Annotated in this window: 21 protein-coding genes and 1 pseudogene; 12 read left to right on the forward strand and 10 right to left on the reverse strand. The window is 70.6% G+C overall.

Annotated elements, in window-relative coordinates; genetic code table 11:
- Positions 1-244: 244 nt before the first annotated feature.
- Together ACFYPC_RS35015 and ACFYPC_RS35020 are read right to left on the reverse strand one after the other, a co-directional pair.
- Positions 245-2,110 carry an AAA family ATPase gene (locus ACFYPC_RS35015; RefSeq protein ID WP_391891299.1) on the reverse strand — a complete coding sequence of 622 codons (1,866 nt, stop codon included), beginning with the start codon at positions 2,108-2,110 and terminating at the stop codon, positions 245-247.
- A 434-nt stretch (positions 2,111-2,544) separates the two neighbouring features.
- Entirely contained in the window at positions 2,545-3,165 is a 621-nt protein-coding gene (locus ACFYPC_RS35020) for a uridine kinase (protein WP_391891405.1), read from the reverse strand.
- 263 nt (positions 3,166-3,428) lie between these two features.
- On the opposite strand from ACFYPC_RS35020, the gene ACFYPC_RS35025 reads away from it, so the two are divergent.
- From ACFYPC_RS35025 to ACFYPC_RS35035, 3 genes are all read left to right on the forward strand, one after another.
- Entirely contained in the window at positions 3,429-4,820 is a 1,392-nt protein-coding gene (locus tag ACFYPC_RS35025; RefSeq protein WP_391891300.1) for a peptidase C39 family protein, read from the forward strand.
- Between the two features lie 883 nt (positions 4,821-5,703).
- The gene (locus tag ACFYPC_RS35030; protein ID WP_391891302.1) at positions 5,704-5,850 is read left to right on the forward strand and encodes an SCO1431 family membrane protein; all 147 of its coding nucleotides are present in this window, start codon (positions 5,704-5,706) and stop codon (positions 5,848-5,850) included.
- Between the two features lie 118 nt (positions 5,851-5,968).
- Entirely contained in the window at positions 5,969-6,634 is a 666-nt protein-coding gene (locus ACFYPC_RS35035) for a TetR/AcrR family transcriptional regulator (protein WP_391891304.1), read from the forward strand.
- A 51-nt stretch (positions 6,635-6,685) separates the two neighbouring features.
- Here the strand turns inward: ACFYPC_RS35035 and ACFYPC_RS35040 are convergent, their stop codons facing one another.
- On the reverse strand, positions 6,686-7,957 hold the full coding sequence (locus ACFYPC_RS35040) for a glycoside hydrolase family 18 protein (protein WP_391891306.1): 1,272 nt from the start codon (positions 7,955-7,957) through the stop codon (positions 6,686-6,688).
- 347 nt (positions 7,958-8,304) lie between these two features.
- Here ACFYPC_RS35040 and ACFYPC_RS35045 point away from each other — a divergent pair, with 347 nt between their 5' ends.
- Both ACFYPC_RS35045 and ACFYPC_RS35050 read left to right on the forward strand, forming a co-directional pair.
- Positions 8,305-9,477, forward strand: a complete 1,173-nt coding sequence (locus ACFYPC_RS35045; RefSeq protein WP_391891308.1) for an acyl-CoA dehydrogenase family protein — start codon at positions 8,305-8,307, stop codon at positions 9,475-9,477.
- 320 nt (positions 9,478-9,797) lie between these two features.
- A pseudogene (locus tag ACFYPC_RS35050) lies at positions 9,798-10,193 on the forward strand (phosphotransferase family protein); the annotation flags it as partial.
- 33 nt (positions 10,194-10,226) lie between these two features.
- Here the strand turns inward: ACFYPC_RS35050 and ACFYPC_RS35055 are convergent.
- Positions 10,227-10,664 (reverse strand): hypothetical protein, encoded by a 438-nt coding sequence (locus ACFYPC_RS35055; RefSeq protein WP_391891310.1) that lies wholly within the window; start codon positions 10,662-10,664, stop codon positions 10,227-10,229.
- Positions 10,665-10,930: 266 nt separating this feature from the next.
- On the opposite strand from ACFYPC_RS35055, the gene ACFYPC_RS35060 reads away from it, so the two are divergent.
- The 4 genes from ACFYPC_RS35060 to fxsA all read left to right on the forward strand — a co-directional run bounded on the left by ACFYPC_RS35060 (position 10,931) and on the right by fxsA (position 15,119).
- Positions 10,931-11,371 (forward strand): Lrp/AsnC family transcriptional regulator, encoded by a 441-nt coding sequence (locus ACFYPC_RS35060; RefSeq protein ID WP_189188097.1) that lies wholly within the window; start codon positions 10,931-10,933, stop codon positions 11,369-11,371.
- 47 nt (positions 11,372-11,418) lie between these two features.
- On the forward strand, positions 11,419-13,032 hold the full coding sequence (locus ACFYPC_RS35065; protein WP_391891311.1) for an amidohydrolase: 1,614 nt from the start codon (positions 11,419-11,421) through the stop codon (positions 13,030-13,032).
- A gap of 541 nt (positions 13,033-13,573) precedes the next feature.
- A complete protein-coding gene (locus tag ACFYPC_RS35070) occupies positions 13,574-14,365 on the forward strand; it encodes a polyprenol monophosphomannose synthase (protein ID WP_391891313.1) in 792 nt (263 codons plus the stop codon).
- A 175-nt stretch (positions 14,366-14,540) separates the two neighbouring features.
- A complete protein-coding gene (gene fxsA, locus ACFYPC_RS35075) occupies positions 14,541-15,119 on the forward strand; it encodes an FxsA family membrane protein (protein WP_391891315.1) in 579 nt (192 codons plus the stop codon).
- Between the two features lie 227 nt (positions 15,120-15,346).
- Here fxsA and ACFYPC_RS35080 read toward each other — a convergent pair whose 3' ends face one another.
- The 4 genes from ACFYPC_RS35080 to ACFYPC_RS35095 all read right to left on the reverse strand — a co-directional run bounded on the left by ACFYPC_RS35080 (position 15,347) and on the right by ACFYPC_RS35095 (position 18,795).
- Entirely contained in the window at positions 15,347-15,721 is a 375-nt protein-coding gene (locus ACFYPC_RS35080) for an RNA polymerase-binding protein RbpA (RefSeq protein ID WP_164314920.1), read from the reverse strand.
- A gap of 255 nt (positions 15,722-15,976) precedes the next feature.
- Positions 15,977-17,335, reverse strand: a complete 1,359-nt coding sequence (locus ACFYPC_RS35085; protein WP_391891317.1) for an MFS transporter — start codon at positions 17,333-17,335, stop codon at positions 15,977-15,979.
- A 42-nt stretch (positions 17,336-17,377) separates the two neighbouring features.
- Positions 17,378-18,145, reverse strand: coding sequence for a glycerophosphodiester phosphodiesterase (locus ACFYPC_RS35090; protein ID WP_391891319.1), 768 nt, complete (start codon positions 18,143-18,145; stop codon positions 17,378-17,380).
- Entirely contained in the window at positions 18,142-18,795 is a 654-nt protein-coding gene (locus ACFYPC_RS35095) for a YitT family protein (RefSeq protein WP_391891321.1), read from the reverse strand. Before ACFYPC_RS35095 ends, ACFYPC_RS35090 begins: the two co-directional genes overlap by 4 nt.
- 134 nt (positions 18,796-18,929) lie before the next feature.
- On the opposite strand from ACFYPC_RS35095, the gene ACFYPC_RS35100 reads away from it, so the two are divergent.
- Entirely contained in the window at positions 18,930-20,429 is a 1,500-nt protein-coding gene (locus ACFYPC_RS35100; RefSeq protein WP_391891323.1) for a PLP-dependent aminotransferase family protein, read from the forward strand.
- A gap of 68 nt (positions 20,430-20,497) precedes the next feature.
- Here ACFYPC_RS35100 and ACFYPC_RS35105 read toward each other — a convergent pair whose 3' ends face one another.
- Entirely contained in the window at positions 20,498-22,042 is a 1,545-nt protein-coding gene (locus tag ACFYPC_RS35105) for a hypothetical protein (protein WP_391891325.1), read from the reverse strand.
- Positions 22,043-22,079: 37 nt separating this feature from the next.
- Entirely contained in the window at positions 22,080-22,274 is a 195-nt protein-coding gene (locus ACFYPC_RS35110) for a hypothetical protein (protein ID WP_266824614.1), read from the reverse strand.
- 258 nt (positions 22,275-22,532) lie between these two features.
- Here ACFYPC_RS35110 and ACFYPC_RS35115 point away from each other — a divergent pair, with 258 nt between their 5' ends.
- Together ACFYPC_RS35115 and ACFYPC_RS35120 are read left to right on the forward strand one after the other, a co-directional pair.
- Entirely contained in the window at positions 22,533-22,925 is a 393-nt protein-coding gene (locus ACFYPC_RS35115; protein ID WP_391891327.1) for an ankyrin repeat domain-containing protein, read from the forward strand.
- A 301-nt stretch (positions 22,926-23,226) separates the two neighbouring features.
- Positions 23,227-24,645, forward strand: a complete 1,419-nt coding sequence (locus ACFYPC_RS35120; RefSeq protein ID WP_391891329.1) for a HEAT repeat domain-containing protein — start codon at positions 23,227-23,229, stop codon at positions 24,643-24,645.
- The last annotated feature ends 106 nt before the right edge of the window (positions 24,646-24,751 follow it).

Consider the following 24,751-nt stretch of genomic DNA (forward strand, 5'->3'; position numbering starts at 1 on the left):
GGGGGGGGGGGGGGGGGGGGGGGGGGGGGGGGGGGGGGGGGGGGGGGGGGGCGGGCGGGGGGGGGGGGGGCGGCGGGGGGCCCCCCCCCCCCGCGGCGGGGGCGCCCCCCCCCCCCCCCCGCGACAAGCCCCCACGGCCCCGCAGCGAACAAACAACCCAGGGGGGTCTGGGGCGCAGCCCCCAGAGGACGGGAATGGGTAGGGGCGGCGGGGGCGAAAAACTGCCGGGCGCCGCCCCCCCCGCTCACAGGGCCGAAGGATCCTGTGGCCCTCTCCCCGAGAGGACCTCCCCGTACGCCTGCATAAGATCCGGCAGCCGAAGTGTCGACAAGTCGTCGCGCGACAGGACTCCCGGATAACCGGAAAGCCGCAGATCGCGGTACGCGCAGCTCTTCTCGTACAGCGTCCGAAGGAACCGCCCGTTGCCGAGTTCGTCGATCCACCCCTGGTCGACGACATGCCCGGCGATCGAGCGCAGCTCGTCCACCGCCTCGCCGTCCCAGGAGTCACCGTTCTCGGCAGCCAGCACCTCGCCGATGGAGGTGAGTTCGAGCGGGCGGTAGGACGGAAAGTCGACGCGGGTGGTGAAGCGGGAGGAGAGGCCGGGGTTGGCGGTCAGCAGGCGGTCCATGCCCTCGGGGTAGCCGGCGAGTATGACGACCAGGTGGTCGCGGTTGTCCTCGGCCCGCTTCAGGAGCACCTGCAGGGCCTCGTCGCCGTACGCGTCCCCTTTGCCGTAACCGGAGTTGGAGAGCGAGTAGGCCTCGTCCACGAAGAGGACGCCACCGATGGCCGAGTCGATCAACTCGTTGGCCTTCACGGCCGTCTGGCCGAGGTACTCGCCGACCAGATCCGCCCGCTGCGCCTCCACCAGATGGTCGCCGCCGAGCAGCCCGAGCGCGTAGAAGACCCGGCCGAGAATGCGGGCCACGGTGGTCTTCCCGGTGCCGGAGGGGCCGGAGAAGACGAAGTGCCGTTTGGGCGGCTGGACCGGCAGGCCCTGCCCGGCCCGCAGTCTCGCCATGTTCAACTGCGCGGACAGCGCCTTCACTTGGCGCTTCACGGGCTCCAGGCCCACCATGCGCTCCAGTTCGGCGAGCGCCTCGTCGAGTAAGGCGGGGTCGGTCGGCCCCGGCGGCAGCGGCTGCACCGGCACCATGGCCTTCTCGCGCACCGCGTCCGTCTCCGGCGGCAGCGCGCCCGGGGTGACGAAACCGGGCTCCGAGAGCTTCAGGTCCCGCCCCTCGGGGCCGAACAGCGGATCGATACCGTCGGGCCCCTCCATCATGTCCTGCCCGACGCCGGCGAGAGTGATCGCGGCGAGGTCGCTCACCTCGTCATACCCGTCGCCCTCCGAGATCGCGGCGAGCCGCGCCGAGGTGTCCATGAAAGCGGGGTCGACCCGGTGCACTGCCCGGTACAACGGCAGGGCGGCGGCGGAGCGCCCGGTGCCCTCGTGGGCCCGCGCCAGCCAGTACCGCAGCTCCTTGCGCTGCGGCTGCTCGCTGCGACAGCGCATCAGCGCGGCGGACAGGAGGGGCTCGGCCTGTCCGAACATCTCCAGACGCACCCGGGCCATGCCGCCGAAGAGACCGGCCTCGATACCCAGCATCGGATCGTGGATCAGCGGATCCGTGTGCCGGACCAACTGCTCCCAGTCCTTGACCAGATAGGCGCGGCAGGCGTGCAGGAAGCGCACCTGCGGGTCGGTGTCGACCGGCGGCAGGCCCGCCAGCGCCCGGTCCAGCTCGGGGACATGGCGGCCGTCCAGCCAGTGGGAGGCGTGCGCGAGCAGCAGATCGCGCGGGCTTTCCAGGACCGGCTGCACCCACCAGCCCAGCCAGTACCAGGAGTTGAGCGTCCGGCGATGGCGGGTGCGCTGCTCCCCGAAGCGCTCCCGGTGCCGGAACATCCTCAGCAGCGCGGTCGTCGTGTCCACCCGCAGCGCGTGGAGTCCGAGCCAGCCGTCCGCCATGCCCGGGTCCATCCGCACCGCTATCCGGAATTCCTCCTCCGCCTGCGGATAGGCGCCCATCGTGTAGGCATCCACCCCCCGCAGCCAGGCGAGGTCGGCCGGGGCCGCCTCCGGGCCCTGCGTGCCGAAGTCCATCCCGTCCCCCCACAAACCGTGCCCCCGATGGTCCTCCGCCGGGCCGGTGCCCGTCGGCAGCCTAGGTCGAACCACTGTGCCGCGGACGGGAGTTGCACCGGTGCGCAGAGCTGCCGTCCGAATATCGCACCGAGAGGCATCGTACCTGCGAGGGTGTGCCGGGCCGAAGGGTGCAGCACCCCTCGTTCCACGAGGTGGGAGCAGATGGGGCGCACTCAGCTTGTGACCGAGGGTGAGCGAATCACACCTCGCAGCGTCCGGAAAACATGTCCGGGGCAGAACGAAGCCCCCGATCACGGGGGAACAACCGGGGGCTTCGCGTCTGCGGGGCGGCCTCGAACGGCCGCATATTCAGAACGTAAGACCTGTACGGCCCCCCGGTCAAGCCGAGTTGAGGCACTGACGGAAGTTCTCAGGCAAGGGCCTTCACGAGTTCAGCACACTGCGGATGGTCCGTCACCGTGAGTGATTTCCTGGTCCGGTCCAGGGGTCCCGGCGGGCCCCGGAAGCACCTCGTAGCCCTCGGAACGCTGCCGCACCAGCAGATCCGCGAAGGGTCTTGAAGGGTCCTCGGCGAAGTGGCGGCGCTCGGCGGAGACCCAGTCGATCCAGAACTCTCCCTGCGCCTCACCGTCCCGCCGCCGCCCCCGCGACCACGCCTCTTCCTTCGGCAACTCCATCCACAGCAGCCGCGCGAGATACGGCCGCAGCGCCCGGCGGCCCGCGCCGACGCCCTCCAGGAGGACCACGGGAGCCGGCGGCAGCTCACGGAACGGTCCGAAGGCCCGGGCGGTCCAGTCGTACGGGGCGTAGAGCGCCGTCTCGCCGTGCCGCAGCGGTTCGACCACTTGGCCCAGCAGTCGCCCGGTCCAGTCGAAGAACTCTTCGTGCGTCGCGATGTCGTCGAGGTGCAGAACGGGCGCGCCGCCCAGTTCCGCGGCCAGCCGCCCGGCGAACGTGGTCTTTCCGGAGCCGGCGTGCCCGTCGACGCCGACCATGCGGACCGGGCCGCACGAGGGCGGCAGCCGGCGCAGCTGTGAGACGAGGTCGTGGATGGGAGTTCCCGGGAGGCGTGGGACGGGTGTCTTGTCGGAAGTATTTCTGAGAAACAAGTAGTCCTGAGAAAAAACTCTATACCTGGCGGCTTACCCGCCTCCGGGCCCCCGCGTTCCTGGTCATGCCAAGGGTCAGGACCAATATTGGTGGGCGCCGCGAGGCTAAAAGTGCTGGCAGAAGCCTGGAGAGACATTCATAGTTGGCGCACACCCGCGCATTGGACTCGCCCGTTTCGGATCGGACTCCCGGGGGTCACCTGCCCATGCCCAGAGCTGAACAGCCGTCCCGCAGAACCGTCCTGACCGCTGCAGTGGCCGCGGCCGCGGCGGGTGCCGTCAGCCCGGCGGCCGCCGCGGAACCGCCGGACGGCCCGGCGAAAGCCCGGTCGAAAACGTTGTCGACACTCCCGTCGAAAGCACCGTCCGGCCTTGTGGACAACCGCGCCTGGACCTCGTACGCCGACTGGCGTGGAGGCACGGCCAAGGGCACGCGTGCCGTGCCCGGCGTGCGTCCAGGCGTGATGATCGCGACGCCGGCCGGCACCAGGACGTACACCGACCCGCACACCGACAAGACCGCCCTGTGGGAGTACGCGACCTGGACCTCTCCTGTGCACAGGCTCGCCGTCCCCGCCAGCGAGGCCGTCGCCTCCTGGAACGCGGACACCCCGTCCGGGACCTGGCTCCAGGTCGAGCTGACGGGCACGTACTCGGACGGCACCGACACCCCCTGGTACGTGCTGGGCCGGTGGGCGGCCGGCGACCAGGACATCAAGCGGACCTCCGTCGACGACCAGAGCGACGGGAGGAGCAGTGTCTGGACCGACACCTTCTCCATCGACGACACGGCCTCCGGCCTGCGCCTGGTCTCGTACCGGCTGCGCCTGACGCTGTACCGCACCCCTGGCACCAAGGTCACGCCCACGGTGTGGCGCCTGGGCGCGATGGGCTCCGACATTCCGGACCGGTTCACCGTCCCGGCCTCCACGCCCGGGCTCGCGCAGGAGCTGACGGTCCCGCGCTACTCGCAGGAGACCCACGCCGGCCAGTACCCCCAGTACGACAACGGCGGCGAGGCCTGGTGCAGCCCCACCTCCTCGCAGATGATCATCGAGTACTGGGGCCGCAGGCCGACTGCGGACCAACTGGCCTGGGTCGACCCGGACTTCACCGACCCGCAGGTGTGCCACGCGGCCCGCTACACGTACGACCACCAGTACGCCGGCTGCGGCAACTGGCCCTTCAACGCCGCCTACGCGGCGACGTACAAGGACCTCCAGGGGGTGGTGACCCGGCTCGGCTCACTCACCGAGCTGGAGACGCTGATCGCCGCCGGTATCCCGGCCATAACGTCCCAGTCGTTCCTCAAGTCCGAGTTGACGGGGGCGGGTTACGGGACCTCCGGCCACCTGATGACCGTCATCGGGTTCACCGCCGACGGCGACGTGATCGCCAACGACCCTGCGTCGCCCAGCGACAGCGCGGTGCGCCGCGTCTACAAGCGGCGCGAGTTCGAGAACATCTGGCTGCGTACGAAGCGGTACAACGCCGCCGGGGGCGTCTCCTCCGGCAGCGGTGGCGTCTGCTACCTGTACTTCCCCGCCGAGCTGTCGGCGCGGCAGCTCGCGGCGCTCGCGGCGGTCGGCGTCCGCTGAGGGGACGGGCGGCCCCTCACCCCCGTGCAGGGGCCGCCCGTCGCTCGATCTTCCCGAACGTCTCCTGGCCGACGTGCTCGCGCAGCGCGTACAGGACGAGCGTCGATTCCGTGCGCGCCGGCGCTGTCCTCGAACGTGAACCTGCCGATGGCCAGCTGCGCGAGTTGGGCGGCCATCGGCTGTTCGGAGTCGTACGTCCACCGCACGCGTCCGCCGGCCTGCTCGGTGCGGTCGGTGAGCTTGCCGTTGGCGACGGCCGACAGGCCGGCGGGGGTGGTGATGTGGAAGGTGATCGGCCCCGTCGGCTGGGTGGTCGTTCGACGGGAAGATCATCTTGGCGCCGTTGGGCTGCGGGTAGAGCACCGTGCCGTCCGGCGTCGGGATCCAGCCGTAGTCCTCGATGGCGTCGTCGCGGTGGCTCGAAGGGTGTCTTCGGCGCCTGCCAGTCGAAGTCGAGGGTGTAGCGGCTCGGCTCACCTCGTAACCGCCGTTGCCGTCGAGCGGGAAGATCGGATCGCCGAGCCCCGCCGCACCCGGCGACGCGGCACCGGAGCCGGCGGAGGCGGCTTGGGAGACCGAACCCGTAAGGGCGGCAGCCACGGTGTTCGCGCTCGCGAGCGCGAGGCGGGCACTGCGGCGGGGCGTCCGGAACGTGCGCATCGAGAACCTTTCGGCCGGCGGACCCGTTGCGTGTGAGGAGACGCACGCCCCGCCTGCACCGTTGTGGGAACAGAAGGTATTCGAAGCTGATCGAAGTGTCGGATCGGCGGACGTGACCAAGGTCTCCACCAATAAAACTGTTTCCGGTGGCAAAGTGGTCGAGTCGGCGGGGAGCCGACGGGAGGCGGGGGAGTCCACCGCACCACTACGTCTGCGAGATGCCATGACCGCGACCTCAGCCACCACCACCCGTGTCCGCGCCCGAACGGGCGGCCCCGAGGACGACGGGCCCAGGATCCTGGAGCACGTCGCCGGCTGGACCTTCGTGGTGGTTCTGGCCATGCTCGTGACTCAGCTGGGCCTGCTGTGAGCTGACCCGGTCGGCGCCCCGGCGGACGCCTGCGAGGTCGATGAGAGTCGAACAAGCAGGTGGTGCCGGTCTGCCATACTGCGGATGTTCCGCCGGCAGCCGGAGACCAGGACCGAAATTGAATAGTAGTCAACAGCGCGGTGTCGAGCGCCCCCGGACTCGCGGTACCGATCGCTCACTGGCGCGCCGCGCCGAACTGATCGCCATCGGACGGAAGTTGTTCGCCGACACGTCCTATGACGCGCTGTCGATGGACGACATCGCGCGACAGGCGCATGTCGCCAAAGGGTTGATCTACTACTACTTCAAGTCCAAGCGCGGCTACTACCTCGCCATCATCGAGGACTCGGTCACCGAGCTGGTCTCCCGGGCGGCGGGCGGCCTCGAACTCCCCCCGGCGCAACGGGTGCACCGCACCATCGACGGCTACCTGCGCTATGCCGAGTACAACCAGTCCGCGTACCGCACGATCATCAGCGGCGGCGTCGGCTTCGATGCCGAGGTGCACGCCATCCGGGACGGCGTACGCGAGGTCATCGTCGAGACCATCGCCGAAGGGGCGTACGGGCGGCGCAAGATCGCCCCGCTGCCGCGGATGGCCCTGCTCGGCTGGCTCTGCAGCGTCGAGGGGGCGACCCTCGACTGGATCGGCCACCAGGACCAGGTGCTGGCCCGCGACACCATGCGTGAGCTGCTGGTGAAGATGCTGGGCGGTGCCATGCGGGCGGTCGAGGAACTGGACCCCTCGTACGTGGCCCCGGCGCCCGCACGCCGGGACACATGAGGAAGGGGCGGGAGCCGCCGGACTCCCGCCCCGAGTGACGTACCAGTAGGGCTAGTTGATCGACTTGATCAGCTCGCCGTTCGTGGTGTCACCGCTCAGCTCCCAGAAGAAGGTGCCTCCCAGGCCCTGCGCGTTCTTGTAGGTCATCTTGGTCGCGATGGTCGCCGGGGTGTCGTAACTCCACCAGTCGCTACCGCACTTGGCGTACGCCGTGCCCGCGACCGTGCCCGTGGCCGGGCACTTCGTCTTGAGCACCTTGTAGTCCTCGATGCCCGCCTCGTACGTGCCCGCCGCCGCGCCGGTCGCCGTGCCGCCCGGTGTCGACTGGGTGACGCCGGTCCAGCCTCGCCCGTAGAAGCCGATGCCGAGCAGCAGCTTCGAGGCCGGAATGCCGAGGCCCTTGAGCTTCGCGATCGTGGCGTCGGTGTAGTAGTTGGCCGTGGGGATGCCCGTGTACGAGGTCAGCGGCGAGTGCGGGGCCGTCGGTCCCGTGGTGGCCCAGGCGCCGAAGAAGTCGTACGTCATCGGGTTGTACCAGTCGACGTACTGTGCGGCGCCCGCGTAGTTCGCCGCGTCGATCTTGCCGCCGGTGGTGGCGTCGGCCGTGATCGCCGAGGTGACGAGGTTGCTCGTGCCGAACTTCGCACGCAGCGCGGCCAGCAGGTTCTTGTACGCCTCCCTGCCACTGGTGTCACAGGTGTTGCCGCAGGAGTTGGGGTACTCCCAGTCGATGTCGATGCCGTCGAAGACATCGGCCCACTTGGAGTTCTCGACCAGGTCGTAGCAGGACTGGGCGAACGCGGTCGGGTTCGCGGCGGCCGCGCCGAACCCGCCCGACCAGGTCCAACCACCGAAGGACCAGAGGACCTTGAGGTTCGGGTGCAGCTTCTTCAGCTCACGGAGCTGGTTGAAGTTGCCGCGCAGCGTCTGGTCCCAGGTGTCGGCGACGCCGTCCACGGACTCCGCCGCGGTGTACGTCCGGTCGGTCGCGGCGTAGGCGTCGCCCATCGCGCACTTGCCGTCGACGACGTTGCCGAAGGAGTAGTTGATGTGGGTGAGCTTGGCCGCCGAGCCGGAGGTCTCGATGTTCTTGACGTAGTACTTCCGGTCGTAGGTGCCCCATTCGGTGAAGTACCCGACGACCTTGGAGCCGGCCGCGGCGGCCTGGACGGTGCCGGTCTGGGCGTCGGCCGCGGCGGGGGCGGACTCGGTGGTGGCGGTCGCGGTACCCGCGCCTGCCAGGAGCCCCGCGCCGAGAACGGCGCAACAGGCGGCGGACAGGAGCGCCCGGAAGGGCGCGCGGGGAAGATGCGGTCTGCGCATCGATGTCTCCTCGTGGGGGAGGGGAGCGTGGGGGCGTAGTGCTGGGGCCTGCTGAGCGCTGTCAGGCGAACATGTCTGTTTGGCATGAACGCGGTGACGTGGGAGGAACCCTAGGAGGACTAGACCACTGCGGTCAATGGTTCGGACCAATTTCCCTTTCTTTTAGTAAGCGGTCGTTAACTGGTGACTCGATGCCTCCGATCGGGCATACTCACAGCGCCACCGCCGCTGACCAGCCGGTTCCGTAACCCGGGACGGCAGCATCGGCTGAGGCCAGTGAGACCCGGCGGGAGTCACCCCACCCAGGTGAGCGCCCGCCAGTGCCCGACAGGGAGGAGAGCGTCGCCATGCCCGACCGCGCCCCGCAGCCGGTGGACCGTCAACTGCCCACGGACGAGGCCCGGGATCTGATCTCGCTCGTCCGGGACATCGCGCAGCGCGAGATCGTCCCGCAGGCGGCCGAGCAGGAGGACGCTGGGCACTTCCCGCGCGATGTCTTCCGCCTGCTGTCCGAGTCGGGACTGCTCGGACTGCCGTACGACTCCGAGTTCGGCGGCGGTGACCAGCCGTACGAGGTGTACCTCCAGGCCCTCGAAGAGCTCGCCGCGGCCCGCCTCACCATCGGCCTCGGCGTCAGCGTGCACTCCCTCGCCTGCCACGCCCTCGCGAACTACGGCAGCAAGGAACAGCAGGCCGAGCACCTGCCCGCGATGCTCGCCGGCGGCCTCCTCGGCGCGTACTGCCTCTCCGAACCGTCCTCGGGCTCGGACGCCGCGTCACTCCGTACGAAGGCTGTTCGGGATGGCGACAGTTGGGTGATCACGGGCACCAAGGCCTGGATCACTCACGGCGGAGTCGCCGACTTCTACACCGTGCTCGCGCGCAGCGGCGGCGAGGGCGCCCGCGGCATCACGGCCTTCCTGGTGCCTGGCGGCACCGAGGGACTGAGCGCCGCCGCGCCCGAGAAGAAGATGGGCATGAAGGGCTCGCCCACCGCGCAGGTCCACTTCGACGGCGTACGGGTGTCCGACGACCGGCGGATCGGCGACGAGGGTCAGGGCTTCGCGATCGCCTTGTCCGCGCTCGACTCAGGGCGGCTCGGCATCGCGGCCTGTGCGATCGGCGTGGCCCAGGCGGCCCTTGACGAGGCTCTGGCCTATGCCACCGGCCGGCAGCAGTTCGGGCGGCCGATCTCGGACTTCCAGGGGCTGCGCTTCATGCTCGCGGACATGGCGACGCAGATCGAGGCGGGCCGGGCGCTCTACGTCGCAGCCGCACGCCTGCGCGACGCCGGACGGCCGTTCTCGAAGCAGGCGGCCATGGCCAAACTGCTGTGCACGGACACCGCGATGAAGGTCACCACGGACGCAGTCCAGGTCCTCGGCGGGTACGGCTACACCGCCGACTTCGCCGTCGAGCGCTATATGCGAGAGGCCAAGGTCCTCCAGATCGTCGAGGGCACCAATCAGATCCAGCGGATGGTCATCGCCCGTCACCTCGCAGGTCCCGAGTCGCGCTGAACTGCCCATGGCCGTACATCACCGACGGCGACACCAGTCGTACCCACTCAGGGTCGTGGCGCCCCGGCAGCGTGCGGCCACGATCGGCCCAGGTGCGGATGAGGGCGCGGTAGATGGGGGGATCCGGGAGCGGGGGCGCCTGCGGAACCGGCCGCTGAACCGATTCTGCGGTCGCCGCTACGACGGTCCTGCGTCGACGCCCGGTCGCTGAATATGTGGGGGTCATAACGGGGCAACGCGTAGGCGGGCGGGCAGGTCACCGGCCCCTGGAATCGCCCGTGCGTTCGCGAGGGGCCCGCACGAGGTCCTCGTCCCGGCGTGACGCGCGCATCGGGAACGTCATCCACGACGGCTTCGAACCCCTCGCCGACCTCGACCGGCAGACGACGGCACCGGCCCCGCTCGAGGTCGACCTCGTGCGGACCGTCTGTCTGCAGCGCCTCTTCCAGGACCTCACCGTGGGTTTCGGCCTGCGGAACCGCCCGACTTCCTGCGCCGGGACCGGGCAGAGCGGCGCTACGCCGAACTCGCCGGCCACACACCGCGGGACATGGACATCTGCACGCTGCACACAGCCCTGCGCCACGCGATCGTGATGGTGCGCATCGCCTGTCGCCAGGCGCACTTCGGTGAGGTCGCCTCTCCCGGGATCCGGACACACTGATCCTGCACCACGGCAGCATGCGGCCATGGTGCAGGGCAGCTACGGGAGTTGACCGGGCGTCAGCTGCGATGTGCGCGCGAGACGGTCAGGCGGCCAGGCGCCGCATGTCGGGGACCCGCATCGGGCGTGAGCTGGGGCCGCCGACGTGCGAGAACGGCTGGGTCCGCCAGTCGAGGCCCTGAGGGAGCGTCAACAGCAGGGCGGTGTCCTGCTCCTGCAGTTCCGTGGTCTCGTCCGCAGGCTGTGCGTCGTCCGCGGCCCGGCCCGTGCCGGTGCAGACCGTGAGCCCGAACGGATTCCACGGAGAGGCACACAGCGCGTGCTCCGGCAGGGTTTCCTCGTCCGCCAGAAGCGCGATGGGCTGCGCGCAGTCCGGGCAGATCACCCGGTACATCTCGAAGGTGTCGTACGCGTCGAACTCCTCACCGTCCAGGGCGTCCGATTCGACGCCCTCCGGCTCGGGGTCGACGACCGGCTGCTGCCGCTTGGGTGCGGTACGACCAGGGCGCTTAAGACTCTGCATGGGCTTCTCCCCCTTGGGTGGGCCGACAAGGCGCTGCGACCTCGACCACAGCAAGCACTTCCCGCCCCGTCTCTGCGGTAATCACGAGAACATCACGGACCCGGTTCCGCCTATGTGGCGTTCGTCACATGCCGCCCGCAGGTGCCCGGCCCGGCGGGTTCCTCCCCCGGCCGACTCACCGGTCGCACTCTGCCACATCACAAACCGGGTATGACCTGCGCCGCTCAGGTATCCGAGGAGATCAAGGGCCCTGTAGGTTCTGCGCCATGGAGGAGCTGGACCGACAGATCGTGCAGCTGCTCGTCGCGGACGGGCGGATGAGTTACACCGACTTGGGCAAGGCCACGGGCCTTTCCACGTCTGCCGTGCACCAGCGGGTGCGCCGACTGGAGCAGCGCGGTGTCATCCGCGGCTATGCGGCGGTCGTGGACCCGGAGTCGGTCGGACTGCCTCTGACCGCCTTCATCTCGGTGAAGCCGTTCGACCCCAGCGCCCCCGACGACATCGCCGAACGCCTCGCCGGCGTGCCCGAGATCGAGGCCTGCCACAGCGTCGCGGGCGACGAGAACTACATCCTCAAGGTGCGGGTCTCGACCCCGCACGAACTGGAGGAGCTCCTCGCGCGGCTGCGCGGTCTGGCGGGGGTGTCGACACGGACGACGGTGGTGTTGTCGACTCCGTACGAGGCGCGGCCGCCCCGGATCTGACGGACCCCGGCACAGCGCGCGTGCCGCCAGGGGCGAGACTGGTTCCCATGAGTGAGCGCACCGCCTCGTCGGACACCGTGCTGCTGCGCGGTGGAGAAGTCCACAGTCCCGCCGATCCCTTCGCCACCGCGATGGTCGTCGAACGCGGCCAGATCGCCTGGGTCGGCTCGGAAGGCGCGGCCGACGCCTTCGCCGAGGGGGTCGACGAGGTCGTGGACCTCGAAGGCGCCCTGGTGACCCCGGCGTTCACCGACGCACACGTGCACACCACCTCCACCGGCCTCGCACTCACCGGCCTGGACCTGTCCGACGCCCCCTCGCTGGACGCGGCACTCGCCCTCGTACGGGACTTCGCCGCCGCCCGCCCCACCGACCGGGTCCTGCTCGGACACGGCTGGGACGCGGCCCGTTGGCCCGGTGGACGCCCTCCGACGCGTACCGAGCTCGACGAGGCGACCGGCAGACGCCCGCTGTACCTCTCCCGCATCGACGTGCACTCCGCCGTGGTCACCACCGCTCTCCTGGACCTCGTGCCGGGGGTCACCGAACGCGCCGGGTACCAGGACGGACCGCTGACCCGGGACGCCCACCACGCCGTCAGGGGGGCCGCCCTCGGCGCCATCACCGGGGAGCAGCGCACCCGGGCCCAGCGCGCCGCGCTCGCCCGTGCCGCGTCGCTCGGAATCGGCTCCGTCCACGAGTGCGCGGGCCCGGACATCTCCTCCGAGGACGACTTCACCGGGCTGCTGCGGCTCGCCGCCGAGGAGGCCGGTCCGCGGGTGGTGGGTTACTGGGCCGAGCAGGATGTCGACAAGGTGCGTGCCCTGGGCGCGGTCGGCGCTGCGGGTGACCTCTTCGTGGACGGCTCCCTCGGTTCGTACACCGCCTGTCTGCAGCAGCCGTACGTCGACGCCGACCACAGCGGCACCGCCTACCTGGACGCGGCGGCCGTCGCCGCCCATGTCGTCGCGTGCACCGAGGCGGGTCTGCAGGCGGGCTTCCACGCCATCGGGGACGCCGCCGTGGCGTCCGTGGTCGAAGGTGTGCGTTCCGCCGCCGAGAAGGTCGGCCTCACCCGCGTGCGCGCCGCCCGGCACCGTGTCGAGCACGCCGAGATGTTCACCCCCGAGACCATCGCGGGCTTCGCCGAACTCGGGCTCACCGCCTCCGTGCAGCCCGTCTTCGACGCGCTCTGGGGCGGCGACGACGGCATGTACGCCCAGCGCCTGGGCGTCGAGCGGGCCCGCACGCTCAACCCGTTCGCGGCCCTGCTGCGCGCCGGCGTGCCGCTCGCCTTCGGTTCCGACAGCCCCGTCACACCGCTCGCCCCCTGGGGGACCGTCCGCGCCGCGGCCTTCCACCGCACGCCTGAGCACCGGGTGTCCGTGCGCGCCGCGTTCACGGCGCATACGCGTGGTGGATGGCGGGCCGTCGGACGGGACGACGCGGGTGTCCTGGTGCCGGGCGCGCCCGCGGACTACGCCGTCTGGCGCACCGGGGACCTTGTCGTGCAGGCCCCCGACGACCGGGTCGCGCGCTGGTCCACCGATCCTCGCTCCGGCACCCCCGGGCTGCCGGATCTGACCCCCGGGAACGACCTGCCCGTCTGCCTGCGCACCGTAGTGGGCGGTCGGACGGTATTCGTACGGCCTAACGAGTGATGTCCCGGGGTGGCGCGTCTCGGATCACCGCCCGCCGCCCCGTCGCGCGACCTGCGCATCCTCCGCACTGACCAGGCATTTGAGGGAGAAAGTGCAGGTCAAGCGACTGTTGACAGTTGGCCGCCGGTGGCGGGTAGGTTCGGCCGGGTCCACCACCGGACGTCCGACCGGGGAACCTCCGCGCGGCCTCGAAGCGCCGCTGGGTCAGGGCGGTGTGCCGCACCGGCGCACCACCACTGGGAGCCAGGCCCAGCACCCACGCAGCGAGAGGCGAGGGAACGTTCCGACAAGTCGGCAGGTGCGACCCGGGTGGGGCCCGGACGTTCAGTAGACAACGGCTTTCGGTCGACCCGCAGCCAGCGGGTCCCTGGTCGGCCCGAAGGGCGCCGGGCCCCGATCCGCAGCGGGTGTGCTGCGCCGGGCGGGTTCACGTCCTGCCCGCCTCTTGGTGAATCGACATCCCCGTACCACCGCCACGGCGTGGCAGCGCAGGTTGCGGCCACTATGGTGGACCTCTGCGTACGTACTCGAAGGGGCAGCAGTGAACGACGGCGACGGGACCCTGGCGGCGGAAGCCCAGGGGAGACAGTTCGGCCCGCTCGGTACGGCCTTGGTGATCATTCCGACCTACAACGAGGCCGAGAACATCAAGAAGATCGTCGGCCGGGTGCGCACCGCCGTGCCCGAGGCGCATGTTCTCGTGGCGGACGACAACAGCCCCGACGGCACGGGGAAACTCGCCGACGAGCTGGCGGCCGGGGACGAGCAGGTCCAGGTACTGCACCGCAAGGGCAAGGAAGGCCTCGGCGCCGCCTACCTCGCGGGCTTCCGATGGGGCATGGAGCACGGCTACGGCGTACTCGTAGAGATGGACGCCGACGGCTCCCACCAGCCCGAGGAGCTGCCCCGTCTGCTGACCGCCCTCAAGGGCGCCGACCTCGTCCTCGGCTCTCGCTGGGTGCCGGGAGGGCGGGTCGTGAACTGGCCCAAGTCCCGCGAGTTCATCTCGCGCGGCGGCAGCCTGTACTCCCGCGTCCTGCTCGACGTGCCGATCCGCGACGTCACCGGCGGCTATCGGGCCTTCCGCCGCGAGACCCTGGAAGGCCTCGGCCTCACCGAGGTCGCCTCGCAGGGGTACTGCTTCCAGGTCGACCTGGCCCGGCGCGCCGTCAAGGCCGGCTACCACGTCGTCGAGGTCCCGATCACCTTCGTCGAGCGGGAGCTCGGCGACTCCAAGATGAGCCGCGACATTTTGGTGGAGGCCCTGTGGCGGGTCACCACGTGGGGCGTGGGGGAGCGGGTCGGGCGCATCACGGGGCGCAAGTCCCTCTGAGCTCTGAGGCGATCCGACCGGCGTACGGCTCCGTGTGCCGCCGCGGCTTTCGCATCGACCGGCGTACGGCTTCCTGTGCCTGCCCGGGCTCTCACGAATTCCGCCGCCGCGGTTCACAGGTGCTGTTGATCAGCCCCTTATCCCGTACTGAGCCGCACCCAGGCACACTGGGAACATGACGACTGGCGCTCCGACTCCCACGTACCCCGCCCGCCCGCGGCGCTCGCGGCTGCGCACCTTCCTGCCCCTCGGTATCGCCGTGTGGCTGGTGCTGGAGATCTGGCTGCTGACCGTGGTCGCGGGGGCGGCGAGCGGCTTCACGGTGCTCCTGCTGCTGGTCGCGGCTTTCGTCCTCGGCTCCGTGGTCATCAAGCGCGCCGGCCGCCGCGCCTTTCGCAACCTCAGCGAGACGCTGCAACAGCAGCAGAGCGGTGCGGTGCCCACGATGGGGACCGGCAAGGGCGAAGGCAACGGCCTGATGATGCTCGGCGGCCTCCTCCTGATGATCCCCGGCCTGATCTCCGACGCCGTCGGCCTCCTTCTCCTGATCCCGCCGGTCCAGAAGGCCCTCGGCCGCTACGCCGAGCGGACGTTGGAGCGCAAGATCGCGGCGGCTTCCCCCGGCACGCTGGGCGACGCCTTCCAGCAGGCGCGGATGCGGCGTCCCGACGGCAAGGTCGTCCAGGGCGAGGTCATCAGGGACGACGCGAGCCGGCAGCAGGACTCGGGCCCGCGCCCGCCGCTGAACGGCTGAGTCGTTCACCCTGCCGCCGAAGAGGCCGCCGAAGAGCTGAGTCGTTCACCCTGGGGCACAGCCCCGCGGCCCGCCGCAGGGCATAGCAGCCCCGCGGCCCGCCGCACAGCCCCAGGGCCCGCCCTTCTGGCCGCCCCCGAGACGCACAAAGCCGCAGACCCCGCACCCGTCAGGTACGGCGCCCGCGGCTGCGTGCGTTCGTGTATGCCACCCAACCCCGGCGGGGGTTACGCGGACTTGCGGCTGTCCCGCGGATGTACCGCGATGTTCATCGCGCCGGAGCGCAGAACCGCCAGACGCTCCTCAAGGACCTCTTCGAGTTCCTCTCGGGTGCGTCGCTCCATCAGCATGTCCCAATGTGTACGCGCGGGCTTGGCCTTCTTTTCCTCAGGGCCGTCGCCGTCCACCAGGAGTGCCTGGGCCCCGCAGACCTTGCACTCCCACTCGGACGGGATCTCCGCCTCGACCGAGAAGGGCATCTCAAAACGATGTCCCTTCTCGCATGCGTACTCCACGGCCTGGCGCGGGGCCAGGTCGATGCCGCGGTCCGTCTCGTAGCTTGTCACCACGAGGCGCGTGCCGCGAAGAGCTCGCTCACTCATGAATCGTGCCTCCCGGGCTTGTCGCCCACAGGACAGGTGTCGCTGTCGTCGTCATCCGGTCAACGTCCGGTCGGCGGTAAAGATTCCCGTTCCGGGGTCATGCGTCGCCGTCGTAGCCGCCCCTTGTTGTACCCACCTGCGCCCGCTTTGTCACATCTGCGAGCAGATATAACCCGGCGTTTCAGTATCTTGACGCGCAGTAACGGTACGCCTGGCAGGCCAAACGCGTACACTACCGGCCTTTGGCCTCCGGCGCTAAATCCTGTCGGGTACGGGATTCCCCGCGTCGCGTATCGCCTGCCGCACCGGCACCCTCGCGAGCAGCACGAACCCGATGACGAAGAAGGCCACCAGCGAGATGATCGCGTCCCGATAACTTCCGGTCAGCTGGTAGGTGAGCCCGAACAGAAGTGGGCCCAGCCAGCTCATGCCGCGGTCGCTCATCTCGTACGCGGAGAAGTACTCGGCCTCCTTGCCGCTGGGCACGAGGTGCGAGAAAAGGGAGCGCGAAAGTGCCTGGCTGCCACCCAGGACGAGACCGATGCCGGCGGCCAGGACGAAGAACCCGACGGGCGCGCCGGCCGGCAGGAAGTACCCGGCGCAGAGCGTCACGGTCCAGGCGACGAGCGAGCCGAGGATCGTACGTTTCGCGCCGTACCTGCGCGCCAGACGGCCCATGCCCAGGGCGCCCCCGACGGCCAGCACCTGGACCAGCAGAATGGCGACGATCAGTGTCGACTGGCCGAGGCCCAGCTCCTCCGAGCCGTAGACCGAGGCCTGTGAGATGACCGTCTGGATGCCGTCGTTGTAGATGAGGTAGGCGAGCAGGAAGGAGAGGGTGAGCGGTTTGCCGCGCATGTCGCGCACGGTGGCCGCCAGTTGACGCCATCCGTGCACGGACGCCGTCCCGGCGGGAGCTGTACGGCGCTCGCGCAGCCGCTTGAGCGGTACGAGGGTGAAGGCGCCCCACCAGACGCCCGCCGAGGCGAGACAGACGCGCACCGCCATCGACTCCGAGAGGCCGAAGCTGTCGTGGGCCGTGTACAGGATCAGGTTCGCGACCAGGACGAGTGAGCCCGCCGCGTAGCCGAAGGCCCAGCCCCTGGACGACACCGCGTCACGCTCCGCGGGCGGCGCGATCTGCGGCAGGTAGGAGTTGTAGACCACCATCGACACGGCCACCGAGGCGTTGGCGACGATCAGCAGGAAGCCGCCCAGCAGATAGCGGTCGCCGTCCAGGAAGAACATGCCGGTGGTGGCCGCGGCCCCCACATAGGCGGCGGCCGCGAGCAGCGGCTTCTTGCGGCCGGTGCGGTCGGCGGCCGCGCCCGCCATCGGCATCACGAAGATCGACAGGATGACGGACGCCGAGACCGCGTATGCGAAGAAGGAACCGGCGCGGATCGGGATCCCCAGGGGATGCACGAAACCGTCCGGGTCCGCCGCCGCTTCGGCGATCGACGTCAGATAGGGGCCGAGGAACACGGTGAGCACGCTCGTCGAGTAGACGGAGCACGCCCAGTCGTACATGTACCAGCCATGTTGCTCGCGCCGTCGCCCGGCGTCTCCGCCTGCTGAGTCCGCCGCCTCTGCACGCACGGTGTCAGTGCCCACCCGTGCTCCTCGCTTCCCCGTGAACGGACCGCGCGGCGGGGCTCAGACCCAAGTGCCCCGGTCCTCCAGGACGCTGCGCAGCGTGTCGATGTGATCGGTCATGATGCCATCGACTCCCAGGTCCAGGAGCCGGTGCATCCGATCCGCGTCGTTCACCGTCCACACGTGCACCTGCAGCCCGCGCGCGTGGGCCGCACTCAGGAAGCGCCGGTCGACCACGGGCACGCCCGACTGGGACACGGGCACCTGCGCGGCGATCGCCGAGCCGCGCACCGCGGCCGGTATGCCGTACGAGCGCAATCGCAGCCCCAGGACCCCCCGGGTGCCGTACGAGGTGGCCAGGCGCGGTCCGGCCAGGCGCTGGGCGCGCAAGACACGCGCCTCGGAGAACGAGCCGACGCAGACGCGGTCCCAGGCGCCGGTGCGGCCGATCAGGTTGAGCAGGGGGTGCAGGGCGGGTTCGGCCTTGATGTCGACGTTCCAGCGCACCTCGGGGAAGGTTTCGAGCAGTTCCTCGAAGAGGGGCACCGGTTCCTTGCCGGCCACGCGCGCCTGGCGCACGTCCTCCCACGGCAGGTCCGCGATCCGGCCCGCCCCGTCCGTCACCCGGTCCAGGGTCGAGTCGTGGAAGGCGACGAGCTTGCCGTCCGCCGTCGCGTGCACGTCCGTCTCGATGTAGCGGTAGCCCGCCTCCACCGCCCGCCGGAACTGGGCCAGGGTGTTCTCCAGACCGTCCGCCGCGCCGCCCCGGTGTGCGAAGGCGATCGGGCCGGGATGGTCGAGATACGGGTGACGTATGCGCGTGCTCACCCGGGAAGTATGGCGGGCTCCGGTTGACCCGCGGCAACCACCGTGCTGCCTCCCGGTGCCGGGCGGACGGCGAACACGCGCAGGAAGAACTGGGCGAGCGAGCCGATGGCGACCGCATAAAGGACGGTACCGACACCGACCGTCCCGCCGAGGGCGAAACCGGTCGCCACGACCGCCACTTCGACGAAGGTGCGCATCAGCCGGATCGAGCGGCCGGTGCGCCGGTGCAGGCCCGTCATCAGGCCGTCGCGCGGCCCCGGGCCCCAGCGCGCGCTGATGTAGAGGCCGGTCGCCGCGCCGTTCAGCACGATGCCCGCCACGAGAAGGGGAATCCGTACGGCGAGGGTGTGTGCGTCGGGCAGGAGGGCGAGGGTGCCGTCCATGGCGATGCCGACCACGAAGACGTTGGAGACCGTGCCCAGGCCCGGGCGCTGGCGGAGCGGGATCCACAGGAGCAGCACCGCCGCGCCCACGAAGATCGACACCACACCGATCGTCAGGCCGGTCAGCTCGGCGAGACCCTGGTGCAGCACGTTCCAGGGCTCCAGGCCGAGGCCGGCCTCCACGAGCAGGGCCGAGCTCGCGCCGTACAGCGCCAGGCCGGCGTACAGCTGGACGAGCCGGCGCGGGAGTCGTCGGGAGGCGGGCATTTCGGCCTCCGGGCGAGACGTGCGCGTGGACAAGAGAAGCCCCCTGCGGTGTGGTCGTGGCCTGGCACGTGACACTCTGTGGCTTGAGAAGTCATTGCATCCATGGCCAATTTCGGGAAGGTGGACTGGGAGTCATGACTCAGTGGACTTCGGCGGTGGGTGCCGCCCAGCTCGCCCGGTTGCTCAGCTCCCAGCAGGAACGCCCCGCGGGGCCCGGCTCCCGTCGTCCGCCCGCCTATCGCGCGCTCGCCGACGGGATCCGGCTCCTGGTACTCGAAGGCCGGGTGCCGGTCGCCGCGCGGCTGCCCGCAGAGCGGGAGCTCGCGGTGTCCCTGTCCGTCAGCCGCACGACGGTCGCCGCTGCCTACGAGGCGCTGCGGTCCGAAGGGTTCCTGGAGTCCCGCCGCGGAGCGGGCAGCTGGACCGCCGTGCCCGCGGGCAATCCGCTGCCCGCGCGCGGACTTGAGCCGCTGCCGCCCGAGGCCCTCGGATCCATGATCGACCTCGGCTGCGCGGCGCTGCCCGCACCCGAGCCATGGCTCACCCGGGCCGTGCAGGGCGCTCTGGAGGAACTGCCGCCGTACGCGCACACCCACGGCGACTATCCGGCCGGACTGCCCGCGCTGCGCTCGATGCTCGCCGAGCGGTACACCGCGCGCGGCATTCCGACCATGCCCGAACAGATCATGGTGACCACCGGGGCGATGGGCGCGATCGACGCGATCTGTCATCTCTTCGCCGGGCGCGGCGAGCGGATCGCCGTCGAGTCGCCTTCGTACGCCAACATCCTTCAGCTGATGCGCGAGGCCGGGGCCCGGCTTGTGCCGGTCGCGATGGCCGAGGGGCTCGCCGGGTGGGACATGGACCGCTGGCGGCAGGTCCTGCGGGACTCGGCCCCCCGGCTCGCGTACGTCGTCGCCGACTTCCACAACCCGACGGGCGCCCTTGCCGACGAGGACCGCCGGCGCGTGCTGGTGGACGCGGCCCGGTCCGCGGGGACCGTGCTCGTCGTGGACGAGACGATGAGTGAACTCAACCTGGACGACGACGGGCCGGCCATGCCCCGTCCGGTGTGCAGTTTCGACCCCGCCGGGTCCACGGTCATCACGGTCGGGTCCGCCAGCAAGGCCTTCTGGGCCGGGATGCGGATCGGGTGGGTGCGGGCCGCTCCTGATGTGATCCGCAGCCTGGTCGCCGCGCGCGCGTACGCCGACCTGGGCACACCCGTACTGGAGCAACTGGCCGTCAACTGGCTGCTCAGCACCGGAGGCTGGGAGCAGGCGGTGGAGATCCGGCGGACGCAGGCCCGGGAGAACCGGGACGCGCTCGTCGCCGCCGTACGGCGCGAGCTGCCCGAGTGGGAGTTCTCGGTGCCGCGGGGCGGGCTCACGTTGTGGGTGCGGACCGGTGGGCTGTCCGGCTCACGGCTCGCCGAGGTCGGGGAGCGGGTGGGGGTCCGGGTGCCGTCCGGGCCGCGTTTCGGGGTGGACGGTGCCTTCGAGGGGTATGTGCGGCTGCCGTTCACGGTCGGGGGCGCGGTGGCGGAGGAGGCGGCGGTACGGCTGGCGGCGGCGGCGCGGTTGGTGGAGACCGGTGCCTCAGGGAGTGAGGCGCCTCGGACGTTCGTGGCTTAGGGGTGGGCTTTCACTCCCTCCGTAGCTGGGGCTGGAGCCCCCGGCTGTCGGTCTGAACGGCCTCGTCATCAGACGCCGGACGGGCTGATCTGTGCCTCCGCCGGAGTCGTGCGCTCCGGGAGGAGGTCCAGGACCGCCCTGCGGTGGGTCTCGCTGGTCGCGTCGTCGTAGGGGTCCGGGGTCGCCGGGACCTGGAGGCGCAGAACGGGTCCGGTGCCGAGGCGGGCGTACCCGCGTCCCGGGGGTACGTCGCGGGTGGGAGTGGTGTGCGGGGGTGCGCCGAGCACCGCCTCCAGCTGGGCGGGGGACGCGGGACCGAGCACCACGCGCGCGCGGGTGTGCTGGCGGACGGCGTCGCTGAGCGAGTCGAGGCTCTCGAAGTGCTCGGCGACGACGACCGTGACACCGGCCGCACGGCCATGGCGCAGCGGGACCTGGAGGAGTGACTGGGGGTCGTTGCGGCCGTCGACCGCGGCGAAGTGCCCCAAGGCGCTCGGGCGGTCCAGCAGGATCCACAACGGGTGCTTGGTGTCGTCCGGCGCGGGCTGGCCCGCCTGCCGGGCGCGGTTCGCGGCGATGAGGCGCCGCTCCGTCTCGTGGGCGGCCCACTCCAGGCTCGCGAGCGCCCCGGCGAGCCCGCACTCGACGGCCAGGACACCCTGGCGGCCCGTCAGGCACGCGTACTCGCCGGTGCCCGCGCCTTCGACCATCACGACATCGCCGTACTGGAGACACTGCAGGGCGATCGAGCGCAGGAGTGTGGTGGTGCCGCTGCCCGGTTCGCCCGCGACAAGGAGATGCGGCTCCGTGGAGCGGGGCCCGGTACGCCAGACGACCGGGGGAACGTCACGCTGTTCCGCACCGTAGGTGAGGGGGAGCGTGCGCTGGACGTCGGCGGGGTCGGTGAAGCCGAGGACCGTCTCGCCCGGCGCGGTCACGAACCGCTGGGCGGCGATGTCGGTGGGGAGGGGCGGGAGGACCGTGACCCTCAGCTCGTTGCCCTCCTCGTCCCACTCGAAGTGGTACTCACGGCCACGGCCGGACTTGGCGTGCAGGAGCTGCTCGATCCGCGTGCGCGAGCTCGCCTCCGAGTCGGTGAAGTAGGCCGGGTAGCGGAGGTGGAGCTGGGACACCCGTCCGTCGTCGTCGAAGTCGTAGGACGAGAAGGCCTTCTCCCAGTCGCCGCCGTGGGCATAGAGGGGAGCGGGATCCTCGGCCGTGGAGAAGTAGGGGACCAGGGCTTCGTACAGCGACTGGAGGCGCTGGGTCTGCGGCTCGTCGGGGCCCGTCGGCGCCGGCGCGGCGCGTTCGCGGCCCGCCCAGGCTGCCGCCGCCATCAGGGTGATGACGGCGAGCAGCGGTCCGTACGGCACCAGTGCCACGACCAGGACCACCGAGGCCACCAGGAACAGCAGTGGCCCGCGCCGGTCCTTGGGCGTATCGGCCCACTTGCGCCGTCCGGCGGCCGCCAGCCGGCGCAGTCCACGAGTGATCGTGATCAGCGGGTGGAGGACGTCGGTGGCGTTGTCGGCTGCCGTCCGGGCCAGATCCCGGCTTCGGGCGATCTGTGCGCTGCCGTTGCTCAGAATGCGGGGAAGAGGGCGCCGGGCCACTGCTGTCTCCTGATGCTGCGTACGAGAGGGAGGGACGTCAGAACTTGATCCCGCCGAGGAGGCCGGCAAGGCTCTCCCCGCCGGCCTTGATGCTCGGAGCGATGGCCGTGCTTGCCAGGTAGAACCCGAACAGCGCGGCCACAAAGGCGTGCGACCCTTTGAGCCCGTCCTTCTTGAAGAAGAGGAAGACGATGATGCCGAGGAGGACGACGCCTGAGATGGACAGAATCATTTGAGCTCTCCTGGTTCGTGGGGACAGTCACCATGAGTTCTTCCAGGATCACAGCATGTATCCATACGACAAAAGGTGCAATGGGGTGAAATTCCCAGAAATGCACCCGTATGGCGGAGTCGATCGGGCCGCTGGAGAAGGTCCGCTGCACGCCAGAAATCCGTTGTGATCTTTGCCGAAGACGGTGCCGGTCATGTGCCGCCCGAGCCAGTACGCTGGCGATTCACCCGAACGGTTGCAGTGAGAGGCGGTCCGGCGATGAGTGAAGCCCCCGACCCGGAGGTCGTGGAGCTGGCGACCAAGATCTTCGATCTGGCGCGCCGTGGCGAGACCGAGGCGCTCGTCGCATACGTCGACGCGGGCGTTCCGGCCAACCTCACCAACGACCGCGGCGACTCGCTCGTGATGCTCGCCGCCTACCACGGCCATGCCGACGCCGTACGAGCCCTGCTGGAGCGCGGCGCCGAGGCCGACCGCATCAACGACCGGGGGCAGACGCCGCTCGCGGGGGCCGTCTTCAAGGGCGAGGAGGCCGTGATCCGGGCACTCCTGGACGGCGGTGCCGATCCGGCCGCGGGGACGCCCTCGGCTGTCGACACGGCGCGCATGTTCGGCAAGACCGAGCTGCTCGAATTGTTCGGTACACGCTGACTTCAACGCCCTGAACAGGCGAAACGAAGAAAATGGGGGAGGCGGAGCGGGGCCGCCGGAAATGCGGTCGCGGCGGGAAGAACCGCTGGGTCATCATGACGTCGTGATTCACGGACGTGACGGCTGGGCAGGTGTTGCCGCACCGCGCGGGCCGTGATGCGGCCCGCATGGGCCCACCGACGAGAGGCAGAGGAAGATGGTCTACAGCAAGCAAGAGACGGCGGGCTCTCCGACGTGTTGTCACGTGGCCAGGTAATGCAGGATCCCGGTTGCGTCGACGCTTGATGTGAGGCTGTTTCCCATGTTCGATCCGGTCATAGCGCCCAGCGGTACGCTGCTCGGCCTGCTCCAGAGGGGTCGCGGCGACGGCACGCTGCACGCGCTCACCGCACCGCGCGCCGAGGCGCTCGCGGCGCTGAACCAGTGTGTGCTCCGCGATCCCCGCCACGACTGGCAGGTGGAGAACCGCTCCCTCTACTACGCCCGTCTCTACCTCGACGTGAGCGGTGAGCTCGACGAGATCGAGCGGCACCTCTTCGACACCGAGGACGTGCTCGACGACTGCGAGTCGCGCACCGGGCTCGCGCTGGCGGTCCTCGGGCACCTCGCCTCGTACGGCAGGCGGGACGCGCTCGAACTGCTGCGCCGGTACGCCGCCTCCGGCACCAACTGGGCCTGGGCCCTGGACGAGCTTGCCCTGCGCGACGACGACGCGGGTCTGCGGGCGCTCGCGGCACCCGTGCTCGCCCGCTTCCCGGCCGACGCCGAGGGTGAGGCCGCGCTGGCCGCCACCGTGCGCGACGCGTTCGAGCCACGGCCCTGGCGGCTGTGGGCCGACGATCCACGCGAATCCATCGGCACGCGTGTGCGTGCCGCCCAGGAACGGGGCTCCTTCGACCGTTGGCAGCGCCAGATGCGACCGGCCGGGCCCCGCCCGGGGTGGAGCGTGCAGGCCGTCTTCGAGTGGGCCGAGCAGGGCATCGAACGCGGAGCCGCACTCCATGTCCCGGCAGCCCGCTGCCTCAGCGCCGTCGCAGGCCCCGAGGACCGGCCCGACATCGTCGAGGCCGCCCGAGGCGGCGGCGACGGAGCCCGCTGCACCGCCTTGCGCTATCTCGCCGACAGCAATGACCCGGACGCTCTCGACCTGATCGAGGGCGCAGCGGCCACCGGTTCGACGGCGGTGGTCGAGGCCGCCGTCGAGGCATTCGAACGAATGTGTAGTATCGGCGCCGTCGAGCGGGCGCGGAGCTGGGCCCACCGGCCCGATCCCCTGGGAGCCGCCGCGGGCCGGATGCTCGCCTGCCGGGGCGGTACGCAGGACAGCGACCTGGTGCTGGGCGCACTGCGCGAGGCCGTACGGGGCGAGGGCCCCGACGCCCCCACACTGTGGACCCTCGTCGACGGGGCCGGTCGGCTCGGCATCCTCTGCGCCGCACCCGTCCTGCGGCATGTCTACCGCGAGACCGCCTCGTCCCATCTGCGCGGGCGCGCCGCCCGCGCACTCGCCGCCACCGATCCGTCCTTCCCCGCCGGCTTCGCCGTCGAGTGCCTGTGGGACTGCGAGGAGACCACCCGCGAGGTCGCCGCGCGGCATGCGGAGACCGCTGACGCACGTGTGGTGGATCAGCTGCGCAGGCTGGCGGCGGATCCGGCCGAGGAGGCCGAGGTGCAGACAGCGGTACGGAGCAGAATCGGTCCGGACATGCCCGCCGTATGAACGTTCGGTGACTCAGGAGTCAGGAAGTCGTGGACACGGACTGACCTGGACGGGTGCGGAGTCCAACGCTCATGGGACGTTCCCCGTACGGAAAGATCCACGTTGA

This window comes from Streptomyces sp. NPDC005808 (assembly GCF_042871385.1).
Taxonomy (GTDB): Bacteria; Actinomycetota; Actinomycetes; order Streptomycetales; family Streptomycetaceae; genus Streptomyces.